Here is a 14,430-nt window from a genome sequence, read left to right on the forward strand (position 1 = left end):
TAAACATTAAAAAATTATGTCATACGGTTTACTTAAAGGCAAAAAGGGAATTATTTTTGGAGCCCTTAATGAACAATCTATCGCATGGAAAGTTGCTGAAAGATGCCATGAGGAAGGTGCTGAATTTATCTTATCTAATGCACCTATTGCATTGAGAATGGGAGAACTTAATGGTTTAGCAGAAAAAACAGGTTCTGAAGTAATAGGTGCTGATGCTACTTCTGTAGAAGATCTTGAAAAACTTTTTGATGCCGCTGTTGCAAAATTTGGAAAAATAGACTTTATCCTTCACTCTATCGGAATGTCTATCAACGTTAGAAAAGGAAAACATTATACAGAAATGAACTACGACTGGTTGGAAAAAGGCTGGGATATTTCCGCGGTTTCTTTCCATAAAGTAATGCGTGTGGCCTGGGAAAAAGACTGTATGAATGAATGGGGAAGTATTCTGGCGCTTACTTATATCGCAGCTCAAAGAACATTCCCGGATTACAATGATATGTCTGATAACAAAGCGTATCTTGAAAGTATCGCAAGAACTTTCGGAAACTACTGGGGAGAAAGAAAAGTACGTGTAAACACAGTTTCCCAGTCTCCTACAATGACTACTGCCGGAAGCGGTGTGAAAGGTTTCGGAGGATTCCTTGGGTATGCAGAAGATATGTCTCCGCTGGGAAATGCTACGGCTCTTGAATGTGCAGACTACTGTGTAACTTTATTCTCTGATCTTACTAAAAAAGTAACCATGCAGAACCTGTTTCATGACGGAGGTTTCAGCAGCTCAGGAGTTACCCAGAAAGTGATCAGTAAATATGATACTGAAAAATAACAGACTGATAAAGTTTCGTTTACAATAAATAAGACCCATGAAGAAAACTTCATGGGTCTTTTGTTTTCTGTCAGAACATGATGGATGTAAATAAACCCGGCGGCCTCAAAGAGGCCGCCGGGTCTGTCAAAAATAATATTAATATGATACTATAAAATTACGGTCTGTATAGAGTGTGCCGGAGCATTCAGTTTGGCAGCCATACCTTCAATCCATAGGTTTGTTTCAATATCATTGTCTGAATCGTTCATGATAACAGTTACCAGCTGTCCGTTTTCATTCATAAACGCGGAAGATGTAAGCGCTGCTCTGTTAGAAGAGCTTCCGATTCTCCGGGCATTTGGTTTGATATATTTTGAAACATGGCCTATATAATAGTATTCGTAGGTATAGAACACCTCGCCTGTTTTGGTATCTGCAATAATCGGGGCAAAGCAGAAGTTTCCTTTATGGTTAGGCCCTCCGGTTTCATCCAGGAGAATATTCCAGTCGGTCCATAAAGCATTTCCTTTGTTGAAATCGTTTAGCATGTTTTTGCTGTACAGCTCACCCAGGCTTACATCATAGATTTTATCCATACTGAACTGTTCTTTACATCCTTCAGTAAAAGCCAGGAATTTATCAGGAAAAGCTCTGTGCGTTTCTGCTAAATTATCAAAAAGCTGTGTTTTGTTATTCCATGTTTCATACCAGTGATACCCGATACCGCTGGCATATTTTGATGTTTCGGGATCGCTTAATGTGGTCGTTGCTCTCTGATAGATAAGATCTCTGTTATGATCCCAGATCATTACTTTTTTATCTTTATATCCGTTCTTCCAAAGGGTTGGCCCAAGGTTCTTTTTCAGGAACTCCCCTTCTTCTTCGGCAGTATAGATGCATGATTCCCAGCTTTGGGTAGCCATTGGCTCGTTTTGAACAGTCAGTCCCCAGATATTGATTCCTCTCTTTTCATATTCTTTGATGAATTTGATATAATAATCTGCCCACGTCTGGTAGTATTGATTCTCCAATCTTCCTCCTTTGTATAAACTTTTGTTGGATTTCATCCAGGCGGGCGGGCTCCATGGAGAAAAATAGAAGGTAAAATTATTTCCTATTGCTTTTTGAGCTTCTTTGATCATCGGAATCTTATACTTCTCATCATGTGCAATGTTGAAAGTCTTCAGGGAAGTATCATTGTCTTCTACATAAGTATAGGAATCACTGGAAAAGTCACAGGAATTCATATTGGTACGTACCACAGTATATCCCAATCCGTTTTTCCCAAAATAAGCATCCAGAATTTCCTTCTGCTTGTTCTTTGGCATTTTATAAAAAGTTTCTGCTGATGCGTCTGTAATAGCACCACCAATTCCTATCAGCTTCTGATATTTAAAGTTGGGAGCCACAAAAATACAGGCCTCAGTTTCTTTAGGCTGCCCGAATTGTTCAAATTTAACTGCTCCTTTATCCGCCATCTTCTCATTCGCTTTCGAATTGGTAAGGATTACTTTAGCTGTTTTTCCTGCATTCTTTTTCCAATAATTCTGAGCATTGACATTGATGACAACGCCTACTACAAAACAACTTACAATTAGTTTTCTCATGATTTTCTTATTTTGGACAGTTGCGTCCCCTATTCATTATTTATTTTGATAGACCCTTACATAGTCTATGTAATACTTCTGTGGAAAAACAGTATCATCAATGCCTTCTTTTCCTCCCCAAAAACCACCTACTGCAAGATTTAAAATGATAAAGTAAGGTCTGTTAAAAGGCCACGCATCATTATTTTTCTCTTTATTTTCATAGGTGAAAAACTTTTGGTCATCGATATAAACATCTATTTTTTCCGGTGTCCAGTCTGCTTTATAGACATGAAACTTTTCGCTTGCATCTTTTACAAACAGCGTATCGGTTTTCTGGGTTCCCTGGATATGGTTGTATTTTTTGGTATGAACGGAAGCATGAATATACCCTTGGTTATACCCAACATGTTCCATGATATCCAGTTCGCCGTCATCCGGCCATTTCTTCATATTTTCGCTCATCATCCATATGGCGGGCCATGTTCCGCGGCCTTTGGGAAGCTTTGCTCTTACTTCTACGGTTCCATATTGGAAGGCAAATTTTCCTTTGGTTAAAAGCCTTGCAGAGGTATATTTATTGTTTTCCCAGTTTTCTTTTCTGGCTTCAATAATAAGGTTTCCCTTTTCCATTCTGGCGTTTTCAAGCCTGTTTTTGGTATAAAACTGAGCTTCCTCATTACCAAAACCACCTCCTCCTAGATCGTAATTCCATTTTGATGAATCAGGTAGTCCTTTACCGTTAAACTCATCACTCCATATCAGTGTTCTATGATCATCCGGCTTGTGTGAAACACAGCTGAATACAGAAAACAAAAAAGTTCCTGCCGCAAGCATTCTGATGATATTTAGATTCATATGTATTAGGGTTTTAAGTTTTGGCTAAAGCCATTTTCTGATTTTTAATTAAGCGGGCTAAAGCCCGCTCCTATTGAATTTATTTGGTCCAGTTTATTCTTTTGCTCTGCACATGTTGAGAATCAGTTCCAATCATAATATCGAATTCTCCGCCTTCCCAGTCAAAATTCAGCTCATCATCAAAGAATTTCAGATCTTCGGGTGTCAGTTTAAAATCGATCTTTTTGCTTTCCCCTTTTTTGATAAATACTTTCTGGAAACCTTTTAACTCTTTTACCGGTCTTACTACTTTTCCGAAAAGGTCCCTGATATAAAGCTGTACTACCTCCTCACCATCATATTTTCCTGTATTGGAAACCGTAACACTAATATTCAATGTCTGATTTCCTGTAAGATTTGTGGAACTTAATACCATATCAGAGTATTTGAAATCCGTATAACTCAAGCCATATCCAAACGGATATTTCGGATCATTATCAAGATCTATGTAGGCTGAAACATAATTTCTGTCTGTATTATTTTTTGCAGGTCTTCCCGTATTGTAATGATTGTAATACACAGGAATCTGACCTTCTGTTCTTGGGAAAGTCATCGGAAGCTTTCCACCAGGATTTACTGTCCCGAACAGAACATCTGCAATAGAGTTTCCGGCTTCGGTTCCCAACCACCATGTGTACATAATGGCAGGAATATTGTCTGATGCCCAGTTAAAAATCAAAGGTCTTCCGGCATTGATCATTAGAATAATCGGTTTTCCTGTTTTAGCAATTTCTTTCAGCAAATCTTCCTGAACACCTGTAAAACCAATACTACTTCTGCTTTTTGCTTCCCCGCTCATCGCATGGCCTTCACCCAATGTCATAATCACCACATCTGCTTTTTTCGCCGTTTCTATCGCTTCTGCAAACTGTGTTTTATCCTGATCATCCACATTACAGCCTTTTGCATAGAGTAAAGTGGAATTTTTATCCAGTTGATTTTTAATTCCGTCAAATTGTGAAACAATTCTTTGGTTGTCATCTTTGAAAGCAACAGACCAGAACCCGTGGTTCGCTACCGTTTCTTTCCCGAAAGGACCTATCAGAGCAACTGTTTTTGTACTTTTTGAAAGCGGAAGAATATTTCCCTGGTTTTTAAGCAGTACGATACTTTTCGATCCGAACTCTCTTCCGAATTTTCTGTTCTCCTGATTATCCGTCTGCTCTTTCTGCCTTTTCTCATTACTGAAACGGTAAGGATCATCAAAAAGACCCATCTCGAATTTTTTGGTTAAGATTCTTCCTGCTGCATCATCTACCAGCTTTGCATCTATTTTTCCTTCTTTTACCAGTTTTGGAAGTTCAGCCATATAAACACGGCTTTCCATATCCATATCACTTCCGCCCTGCACCGCTTTTTCTGCTGCCTGGGCTGCATCTTTTGCATAACCATGGGGAATCATTTCCCCGATACTTCCCCAGTCTGAAACGACAAAGCCTTTATAATTCCATTTTCCTTTTAACAGATTCCTTTGAATATATTGGTTGGCCGTTGCCGGAATTCCGTTAATATCATTGAAGGAATTCATAAAAGTGGCTACTCCTGCCTCTGCAGCTGCTTTGAATGGAGGAAGGTAAGTTTCGTTCAGCTGTCTGAGACTCATATCCACAGAATTGTAATCTCTTCCGCCCACAGCGGCTCCGTATGCAGCAAAGTGTTTGGCACAGGCCATCACAGCATCCAGACTTCCCAAACCTCTGCCCTGGAATCCTTTAATTCTTGCCAATCCTATTTTTGTTCCCAGGTAGGTATCTTCTCCGGAACCTTCCATTACCCTTCCCCATCTCGGATCTCTGGCAATATCCACCATTGGAGCAAATGTCCAGTGAATACCATAAGCTGCAGCTTCTGTAGCAGCTATTCTTTCAGACTTTTCAATCATTCCCAGATCCCAGCTTGCTGCCTGCCCTATATTCACCGGAAAGGTTGTCCGGTATCCATGGATAACGTCCTGACCGAACAGTAAAGGAATTTTAAGTCTTGACTGCATCGCGAGTTTCTGAAAGGCTCTGGTTTCTTCTGATCCTGCAACATTCAGCATGGAACCTACTTTTCCTTTTTTAATTTCATCTAAAACAGCAGCCGAATTGGAATGCTGGGGTCCTGTAGCATATTCGAACCCGCTGTACTGAACCATTTGTCCTACTTTTTCCTCCAGGGTCATTTTAGACAATAGCTCTGCTACTTTCTGATCAATTGTCTTTTGGCCGTAAGCATTCAGTCCAAATGCGGAAAATGCCAGTAAGAAATAAACTCTTTTCATAATATCCAATTAAAAAATATAGGTTGCTGTAGAACGTCCGGAAATTGTTACTGCAGCGGTTTTGCCGGCAAATTTAATATTAAAATTCTCATCTGCCTGATTATCGTTCTGTACAATTAAAACTATTTTCCCAAATTGAGTCATAAAAGCAGCTGTTGAAAGTGTGTTGGTTTGTGTGGAAGCGATGCGCTGAGATCCTGCCGGAATGAATTTTGAAGCGTGCGCAATAATATAATAGGAAACATTTCTGGTGAAATTCTCACTGTCGGAAACTGTAACAGCGCCTTTACATTCTGTACATCCGCCTTCTGTATGCGGTTTAAATTCAGGGTCGTTGGCAAGGTTCCATTCTAAAGCAATTTTGCTCCAGTTCCTCATGGAACCGATGATTACATTTTTTGTATGCCAGTTCAGATCTTCGGTAAAAGTTCCTTTTGAACCTGTCCACTGCTCCGTAAAGTATAGATTTTTGTCTGGAAAAGCATTGTACACCGTACTTAATGCGGAGATATCTCCTTCGTACAAATGAAAAGCTGACCCGTCTATATATTTGTTTGCCTCGGCATCTTTTAAAATATCAATAGCATATTCCGGTTTGTTGCAGTTGTGGTCGTAAACAACAATTTTAGTTTTAATTCCATTCGTTTTAAAAGCCGGCCCCAGATGATTTTTGATAAAATCTCCCTGCTGCTCAGACGGCATATACATACTTGGATTATTTCCAGGATGTAAAGGCTCATTCTGAGGTGTTACCGCATCAATGGTGATGCCTTCTTTTTTCATGCCTTGTATGTATTTTACAAAATATCGGGCATAGGTTTCATAGAATTCAGGTTTCAAGCTGCCTCCTTTTGATTTACCGTTGTCTTTCATCCAAACCGGAGGAGACCATGGTGCTGCAATAATTTTAATAGAAGGATTTATAGCTAAAATCTCTTTCAGTATAGCAATCAGATTTTTGTCCTTTGCCAGGCTGAATTTTGAAAGCGAAGGATCGCTCTGCCCTTCAGGAAGGTCATCATATGAAAATACTTCGCCATCAAGATCAGAAGCCCCAATACTAAGTCTTAAATAGCTGATGGAAATTGAGTTTTTGCCATTTCCAAAAAGTTCGTGAAGCAGTGCTTTTCTTTTGGAAGGCGACAAGCGATTGATTACCTCAACGCTTCCTCCTGTTAATGTATATCCAAAGCCATCAACATATTGTAACTTTTGAGTATCATCAATTTCAATATTCTGAAAGCTGTTGGAACTGTTTACAAATTTAACGGAAGTCTGCTGCTGTAATTTTACACTTTCATCCCCTTTGGTAAGCCAGTACTGTACTTCATTTCCTTTGCCGGAAGCCACGGAGCCACACGATAAAGAAAAAAGGGCCACACCACTAAGCAGTGCGGCACCTCTAAAGAAACTATATAAGTTGTGAAACTTCATGGGTTAATAACCAGGATTTTGTTTTAAAACTGTATTCGGCAATTCATTAAACGGAATTGGAAGAATTTCATTTTTATTGGCTTTAAATCCTTTGAAGGCAAGCTTAGAAGGAGCATCACCCCATCTGACAAGATCAAACCATCGGTGTCCTTCTCCGGCAAGTTCCCTCCTTCTTTCATCTTTAATAGCCTGTAAAGAAACAGGAACTGATGGTAAACCAACTCTGGCTCTTACCGCATCCAACAAAGCCTGGGCTCTTGCTCCGGCTGCGCCTAATGCTTCAGCTTCCATCAGATAAGTATCTGCTAATCTTATTGCGATATAATTCTGACGGAAATTAAGCTCTGCAGGTCCTGGAAGTGAGCTTTTCAAAGCATTTGTAGGCAGATATTTATTTAAGAAATACCCTGTATCAGCAAAAGCCGGGCTGTAGGTAATTTTACCATCTGCTACCAACTTTTTTGCATTGAAAACGGTTACATCTAATCTCGGATCTCCCTGCATAAAAGCGACAAAGTTTTCTGTCACAGTATTAAATGCCCAACCGGAATAGATATCCGGGGCATCATTATTCGGGATGTTTTTTAGTGAATAAGAACGAGGTCCTACCATTACATTAATAGAGTTTCCTTCATCCTTACCCTGTCCCCAGAATCCCCAATCGGAATTTCCTTTATTCGTATGCATTACTTCCAGGATAGATTCTGTTGAAAACTTATAAGGATCTGATAATTCAGGTCCTACTTTAAATAAGTCTGCATAATTGGCTACCAGTTTGTACCCATATTGGCTGGTTCCTCCCGGAGTACCGTTCACCTGAGCAAACTGTGCTGCCGCCTCTGTCATTTTTTTGTCATAAAGATAAATCTTACCTAATATGGCTCTGGCAGTTCCCTGGGTAACTCTTCCTTTGTCATTACCACTTGCAGTCATCATCAGATCTGGAATAGCTGCAGTTACATCACTTTCTATCTGTGCATACACCTCACTTGGCTTAGCCTGTGGAATATTCCAATAATCATCATCGAATTTTACAGATTTCAGAATCAAAGGAATGTTTCCAAACATTCTTAACAGCTCGAAATAATATAGGGAGCGAAGAACTTTTGCTTCCGCAATATATCTTTTCTTAAGATCGTCACTCATATTAGCTCCGGGAACTCTTTCTATTAAAAGGTTAGCACGTGCTATTCCCTGATAGTAATCTCTCCAGTAACTGGCAGGCATCGTGTTTGGGTTAATCATATAATTGTTTAACCCCTGGATACCTGCTCCATCATTAGAGTTTCCTCCTCCGGAATAGAAATCATCAGATCCTGCATTAAAAAATGTTACGGTATTTTCAAACCCTCCTGAATATTTTCTTAAAACATCATAGACCGAAACCAGTGCACTGAAAGACTGCTGTTCATTCTGGAAATATAAATCAGTATTAAAAGATCCTGAATTCTGCACGTCATCCAGATAAGAATCGCTACACGCGATATTGGTAAAACCAAGACCTGCCAAAAATGCTACTGCAAGTCCTTTATATATAAAATTCTTATTTTTCATTTTGTTAGTCATTAAAATTGAATATTAGCACCTATCAGGAATGTTCTTGCTTGTGGATAGTAAGCTCTGTCGACCCCAATAATATCTTGTTCAGAATTATTTCTTCCTGCAATTTCCGGATCATATCCTGTATATTTTGTGAAGGTAAGCAGGTTTTCTCCTGTGATATAAAGCCTTACCTTGCTCATTCCAAAACGTTGGGTAACATCCTGAGGGATGGTATAACCTAACTGAACAATTTTCAAGCGCACATAATCTCCTTTCTGAAGATAATAATTGGACATCCATGAATAGTTGTGGTTGGGATCATTACGCGTAACTCTTGGGTTATCATTGGTAGATCCCTCACCAGTCCATCTATCTAAGATTCTTGTCTGATAGTTGGCATCAAGCATATCCAATCTTCTCAGGCCCTGGAAAATCTTGTTGCCGGCCTGTCCTTGTGCGAACATCATTAAATCAAAATTCTTATAATTAAGATTCACGGTAAGTCCAAAAGTATATTTTGGGATAGAACTTCCCAAGTTTACTTTATCTTCATCATCAATTTTACCATCTCCGTTGTTATCCTGCCAGATAAAGTCTCCCGGTTTTGCATCAGGTAATAATTTTACTCCATTTGCATTTACATAGTTATCAATTTGTGCCTGATTTTGGAAAACACCACTATAAGTTTGTCCGTAAAATGATCCGTAGGGCTGCCCTACTGCTACTCTGGAAACAGCTCCCATGGTCTGGAAAGAAGCAAGGTTAAAATATTTAATGTCATCTTCCAATCTAAGAACTTCATTCTTTATCGTAGCGAAGTTACCATTAACTGAAATCCCAAAATCTTCCCAGTTCTTCTTATATCCTAATTCAAGCTCCAGACCGCTATTTTGCATGTCTCCTACGTTTGACCAGGGTAAATTCGGAACTCCTACATATCCCGGGATATTAATTTGCCTAAGAATATCTGTCGTTTTCTTTTTGTACCAATCTGCTGTAAGGGTAAAATTGTTGAATAGTTTCAAATCAGCAGCAATATTCAGCTGGCTGGTCTGTTCCCATTTCAGATTTGGGTTTTCCAGTGTACTTGGCGCATAAACAATGATAATATTATTTCCAGAGTTGGTATAATTACTTCCTGAAACCATGAAACTTGCAAATCTGAAATTATCCATCTCATCATTTCCTAAAACACCATACCCTCCTCTTAGTTTTAAGTTATTAATCACTTTGTTCTCTGGCCAGAAGTTTTCTTTATGAACATTCCATCCAAGGGACATAGACGGGAAAGTTCCCCAATGCTGATTGGTAGCAAATTTTGAAGAACCATCTCTACGAATCGTTCCGGTGAATAAATATTTATCCGCATAGTCATAAATGATTCTACCAAAATAAGATGCTTTACGGGTTTGAATTCCATCCCATCCTGTTGCAGTAATATTATCCTGCGGAATATTAAAGTTGAAAGAAGCATCTTGCCAATTATCAATAGGCAAATTGCTATAAGTCAAACTAGCCCCGCCAGCAATGTTGTACCTGTAAACTCCCTGTCCTACCATGATATTGATGTTGTGATCACCGAACTTGTTCTGATAGGTCAAAGTATTTTCCATACTCCACTCAAATTTATTTTCATCCACCTTATTCAGACTATTGAAGCTGGTATTGTTATAGTTTGGACTTAAATAATATTTTGGGGTAAAGGAACGGCTTCCCCAATAGGATTTCTTACCATTCAGACTGGATTTAAATGTGAAATGATCAAGAAACTTAAGCTCAGCAAAAACATTTCCTACAAAATCATCAGACCAGCTATAATTTCCCTGTTGTATATGACGGAAAGCCTGTGGATTGGTCATTTCCTGGTTTACGTACCTGGAAATCCCGTATGGTCTTCCCTCAGAATCACGGATGATATAAGGATTGGTATAGCCGCTTGGATCAACCATTGACCAATCTGTCACCACAACCGGAGTTGTAGGATCCAGGTTAACTGCTGAAGCCAGAGGCCCTCCAAATTCTTCATTTGCACTTACTCCTTGAGACTTCACGTGGGTATACGCAAAGGTTTGCCCTATGGTCAGGTAATCTGTAACTTTATGCGTTGAGTTGAATCTTGCATTGATTCTTTTGTAATAAGAAATATCACTCATTACAATACCTGTCTGATCAAAATATCCGAACGAGGTATAATAAGTTGATTTTTCATTCCCTCCTGTAATACTTACTTCGTGAGAAGACTTTTCGCCTGTCCCGAAAATAGCATCCTGCCAGTTGGTTCCTTTCCCAAATGATTCAGGATTAGAAAACCTGGGCGCTTGCCCGTCATTAACAAAACCTTCATTAATAATTTTAGCATACTGTGTAGCATCTAAGAGATCCAGTTTTTTGGATGCATTTGAGAAACCATAAAACCCGTTATAAGAAAGGGTCAGTTTTCCTCTTTTCCCTTTTTTGGTTGTCACAAGAATTACCCCTTTTGCTGCAGAGACACCATAGATTGCAGATGAAGCTCCATCTTTGAGTACTTCTATACTTTCTATATCCGATTGGTTAAGCCATCCGATATTGTCTACAACAATACCATCTACTACCCATAAAGGACTGTTACTTCCCGCTCCAAAACTGGTAATCCCTCTTACACGTACAGTAGCAGCAGCACCAGGCTGTCCTGAATTGGTCACAACAGAAACACCGGCAGCTCTACCCTGTAAAACCTGCTCCGGTTTACCAGCTGGGATGTTTTCTATATCACTGGCTTTAATACTCGCAATAGCTCCCGTTACATTACTCTTTTTCTGAGTACCGTAGCCGATGACTACTACTTCGTCTATTTTGTTTTCTTTAGCAATTGTGTCCTTCACCTTGGTCTGGGCACTGAAGTTGGCCGTAAAATAGAGGACGGCAACCACTCCTACGCTTCTTGATATTCTTACATTCATATACAGTTATTGTTTAATTCTCAAATTGAGACAATAAAAATATATTTTTTTTCAATTAATTAACATTCTATTCATAAAAATTTTAATTTTTCTTTTATTTTTCAGGGTTAGAAGCGCTATCTTCGCATTAATATTTCATAAAATTTCATAAAAAAACAATAAAGACAACTCCCAAAATGACCATTAAGCTTTCCAAAATTTCCCTTCCGTTAAAACTTACCTTTCTCATTTTTTCAATGGTTCTGAACTGTATGGGACTTATCATTCTGCAGTTATCCGAAGAGAAAATCACTTATGGAGAATTGGGACTTTTAGAGTCATTTAAAGATTTACCCATTGCCTTTATTTCTCTTTTTGCTGTAGGTTTTATTAACAAAACAGGAACGAAAAAGGCGTTGATTTCAGCGTTGGTAATTGTCGGGTTCTGCTGCTGCCTACTTCCGTTCGCAGAAGTTTTCTGGTTTTTTAAATTATGGTTCGCCATCATAGGAGCTTGTTTTGCAATAGGAAAGATCTGTGTTTTTGGGATAATCAGAAATAATATTTCGGATGAAAAATCACTGGCAAAGACCATGAACAGTGTAGAAGCTTCTTTCATGATCGGAATCTTTGTCGTTAATACCTGCTTTGGATGGGTAGTATCCAGTGCGTATTCTGAATACTGGAAATTTTGTTTTTTACTGATCGCTTTTTTATGTGCATTAGCGATCTTCATGCTATCAAAAATTACAATCTCTGAGGCCAGACCCGTTGAAAACAAAAATATTTTTTCGGAACTGTCCGGATTCATGACTCCTGCTGTAGCACTATTCCTTGGGGTGATATTTTTTATTGTTTTTATAGAGCAGGGATTTAATTCATGGCTTCCTTCCTTTTATAAAAATCACCTGAAGGTCAATTCATTTTTTGCACTTCAGGCTACTTCTTTTCTGGCCGTATTTTCTTATGCAGGCAGAACAGTAACGGCAAATATTATCAGAAGATTTTCACTGCCGGGATATTACAGGTCATGTATGGCCTTCATTATTGGTTTACTGGTGATTATTGTGGGAGTACAGTATTTTGAGTCCGCAGATTCAAGGATAATTCTCTTTTTGTTTCCGGTGATCGGTTTGTTTTTGTCGCCGCTCTACCCTGTCATCAATTCAAAAATGATTGCACAGATTGATAAAGAACAGGTGAATCTTTTTACCTCCCTTATTGTTATTTTTTCTTCTTTGGGCAGCTCTGTGAGTTCTATTATTATGGCTGTTCTGTTTGAAAAACAATGGCTGAATTTCTATCCGTTATACATCTTATTTTTTGTAATTCTACTTTTTGTGATTAGTTTGGTATTTTTTAATGTTTCAAAAAGAAAATAGTTTTATTTTTACAGCCATGAAAATCAAAGACACAAAAAGTAAAGAAACACTTCAGGAACTGATCGATACAAAAGATTTTGTTGCTCACATATCTGTTGACTGTACTATTTTCGGCTTTCATAATAATATTTTGAAGGTTCTTCTTTTAAAGTATCACGATCTGGATCTGTGGTCGCTTCCAGGTGGTTTTGTTTTCAATGATGAAGATTTAAGAAAAGCTGCAGCAAGAGTTTTGTTTGAAAGAACACATCTTGAAGATATTTTTCTGAAACAGTTTCACACGTTTGGAAGAATAGACCGTACGGAGAATAATGTCCATCAGATTCTCCTTAAAAACAAAGGTATTCAGGTACCGCCGGATCACTGGATTTTTCAGCGGTTTATCACTGTGGGGTATTGCAGCCTTATTGATTTTTCCCTTGCCAATACTTTTCCTGATGCTTTTAATGAAAGCTGTGAATGGTTCGAAGTCAACAACTTACCTAAAATGGCTTTCGATCATGACAGGATTATTGAAACCGGGCTAGAATACCTGAGGATGAACATCAATACGGAAGTGGCAGCCAGCAATCTGCTTCCTGAAAAATTTACGATGAAAGACCTTCAGTCTCTTTATGAAACGATTTTAGGACAAAAATTCAGAAGGAATAATTTCCAGCGTAAAATTTTGAGCTTAAATATTCTTGACAGACTTGAAAAACTTTATGACGGTTCAGCCAATAAAGCGCCTTATCTCTATAAATTTAAAAGCAAAGTTCACAACTCCACCAGCCAGTATCCCATATCCAATGATGAGGAGTCTTAAAAATGTGGAATTTGCCTTATAAACAAAGAAAAAGAGCATTATCTGCCTGAAAACCAATATCAAGATAAGTTTTCAAAAAAATTTTCACGACAACACGAAAAATGTTACTTTTAACCAAATCAAAAAATCATGTCATATTATCCTCTTACAAGCATCCCTGATTATTATGGAATTGATGCTTTACTTACTGAAGAACATAAACTAATCCGCCAATCTGTAAGGGACTGGGTTGAAAGTTTTGTAATGCCGCAGATAGACCAGGCCGCTCAAAACCATACGGATCTACCTAATCTTATGAGAGAATTGGGGAAAATCGGTGCATTGGGACCTTATATTCCGGTTGAGTATGGCGGTTCAGGATTAGACCAGATTTCTTATGGTCTGATTATGCAGGAGCTGGAAAGAGGAGATTCTGCAGTACGTTCTGCTGCTTCGGTACAGAGCTCACTGGTGATGTTCCCTATCAATGAATTCGGTTCTGAGGAACAGAAAAAGAAATATTTACCTAAGCTTGCTGCCGGAGAAATGATCGGATCTTTTGGGTTGACAGAGCCTAACCACGGTTCTGACCCGGGTTCTATGGAAACTTATTTTAAAGATATGGGAGATCATTATCTTTTGAATGGAGCTAAAATGTGGATCACCAACTCTCCTCTGTGCGATATCGCTGTAGTATGGGCAAAAAATGAGGAAGGAAAAGTACAGGGATTAATTGTTGAAAGAGGAATGGAAGGATTTACCACTCCTGAAACTCATAATAAATGGAGCTTAAGAGCCTCAAAAACAGGA

At 38.7% G+C, this 14,430-nt stretch carries 10 protein-coding genes; 4 read left to right on the plus strand and 6 right to left on the minus strand.

The genetic code is table 11. The features are described 5' to 3' along the window. Positions 1 to 16: 16 nt before the first annotated feature. Positions 17 to 829, plus strand: a complete 813-nt coding sequence (locus tag ACE3RB_RS18510; protein ID WP_002979980.1) for an enoyl-ACP reductase — start codon at positions 17 to 19, stop codon at positions 827 to 829. A gap of 149 nt (positions 830 to 978) precedes the next feature. Here the strand turns inward: ACE3RB_RS18510 and ACE3RB_RS18515 are convergent, their stop codons facing one another. The 6 genes from ACE3RB_RS18515 to ACE3RB_RS18540 all read right to left on the minus strand — a co-directional run bounded on the left by ACE3RB_RS18515 (position 979) and on the right by ACE3RB_RS18540 (position 11,475). Beyond that, a complete protein-coding gene (locus ACE3RB_RS18515; RefSeq protein ID WP_374465566.1) occupies positions 979 to 2,418 on the minus strand; it encodes a glycoside hydrolase family 30 beta sandwich domain-containing protein in 1,440 nt (479 codons plus the stop codon). 36 nt (positions 2,419 to 2,454) lie between these two features. Continuing rightward, positions 2,455 to 3,255: a family 16 glycosylhydrolase gene (locus tag ACE3RB_RS18520; protein ID WP_374465567.1), complete on the minus strand. Its 801-nt coding sequence runs from the start codon at positions 3,253 to 3,255 to the stop codon at positions 2,455 to 2,457. A 79-nt stretch (positions 3,256 to 3,334) separates the two neighbouring features. Next, positions 3,335 to 5,557 carry a beta-glucosidase BglX gene (bglX, locus tag ACE3RB_RS18525; protein WP_374465568.1) on the minus strand — a complete coding sequence of 741 codons (2,223 nt, stop codon included), beginning with the start codon at positions 5,555 to 5,557 and terminating at the stop codon, positions 3,335 to 3,337. 9 nt (positions 5,558 to 5,566) lie between these two features. Further along, positions 5,567 to 6,991 carry a glycoside hydrolase family 30 beta sandwich domain-containing protein gene (locus ACE3RB_RS18530; protein ID WP_374465569.1) on the minus strand — a complete coding sequence of 475 codons (1,425 nt, stop codon included), beginning with the start codon at positions 6,989 to 6,991 and terminating at the stop codon, positions 5,567 to 5,569. A 3-nt stretch (positions 6,992 to 6,994) separates the two neighbouring features. Then, positions 6,995 to 8,545: a RagB/SusD family nutrient uptake outer membrane protein gene (locus ACE3RB_RS18535; protein ID WP_374465570.1), complete on the minus strand. Its 1,551-nt coding sequence runs from the start codon at positions 8,543 to 8,545 to the stop codon at positions 6,995 to 6,997. Between the two features lie 11 nt (positions 8,546 to 8,556). Then, the gene (locus tag ACE3RB_RS18540; protein WP_374465571.1) at positions 8,557 to 11,475 is read right to left on the minus strand and encodes a SusC/RagA family TonB-linked outer membrane protein; all 2,919 of its coding nucleotides are present in this window, start codon (positions 11,473 to 11,475) and stop codon (positions 8,557 to 8,559) included. 176 nt (positions 11,476 to 11,651) lie between these two features. On the opposite strand from ACE3RB_RS18540, the gene ACE3RB_RS18545 reads away from it, so the two are divergent. From ACE3RB_RS18545 to ACE3RB_RS18555, 3 genes are all read left to right on the plus strand, one after another. Continuing rightward, positions 11,652 to 12,836: a sugar MFS transporter gene (locus ACE3RB_RS18545; protein ID WP_374465572.1), complete on the plus strand. Its 1,185-nt coding sequence runs from the start codon at positions 11,652 to 11,654 to the stop codon at positions 12,834 to 12,836. Positions 12,837 to 12,852: 16 nt separating this feature from the next. Further along, positions 12,853 to 13,641: an NUDIX domain-containing protein gene (locus tag ACE3RB_RS18550; RefSeq protein ID WP_374465573.1), complete on the plus strand. Its 789-nt coding sequence runs from the start codon at positions 12,853 to 12,855 to the stop codon at positions 13,639 to 13,641. Between the two features lie 129 nt (positions 13,642 to 13,770). Further along, positions 13,771 to 14,430: acyl-CoA dehydrogenase family protein (locus ACE3RB_RS18555; protein WP_374465574.1), on the plus strand; the 660-nt coding region annotated here is incomplete at its 3' end.

The sequence above is a fragment of the Chryseobacterium sp. genome, from assembly GCF_041914225.1.
Taxonomy (GTDB): domain Bacteria; phylum Bacteroidota; class Bacteroidia; order Flavobacteriales; family Weeksellaceae; genus Chryseobacterium.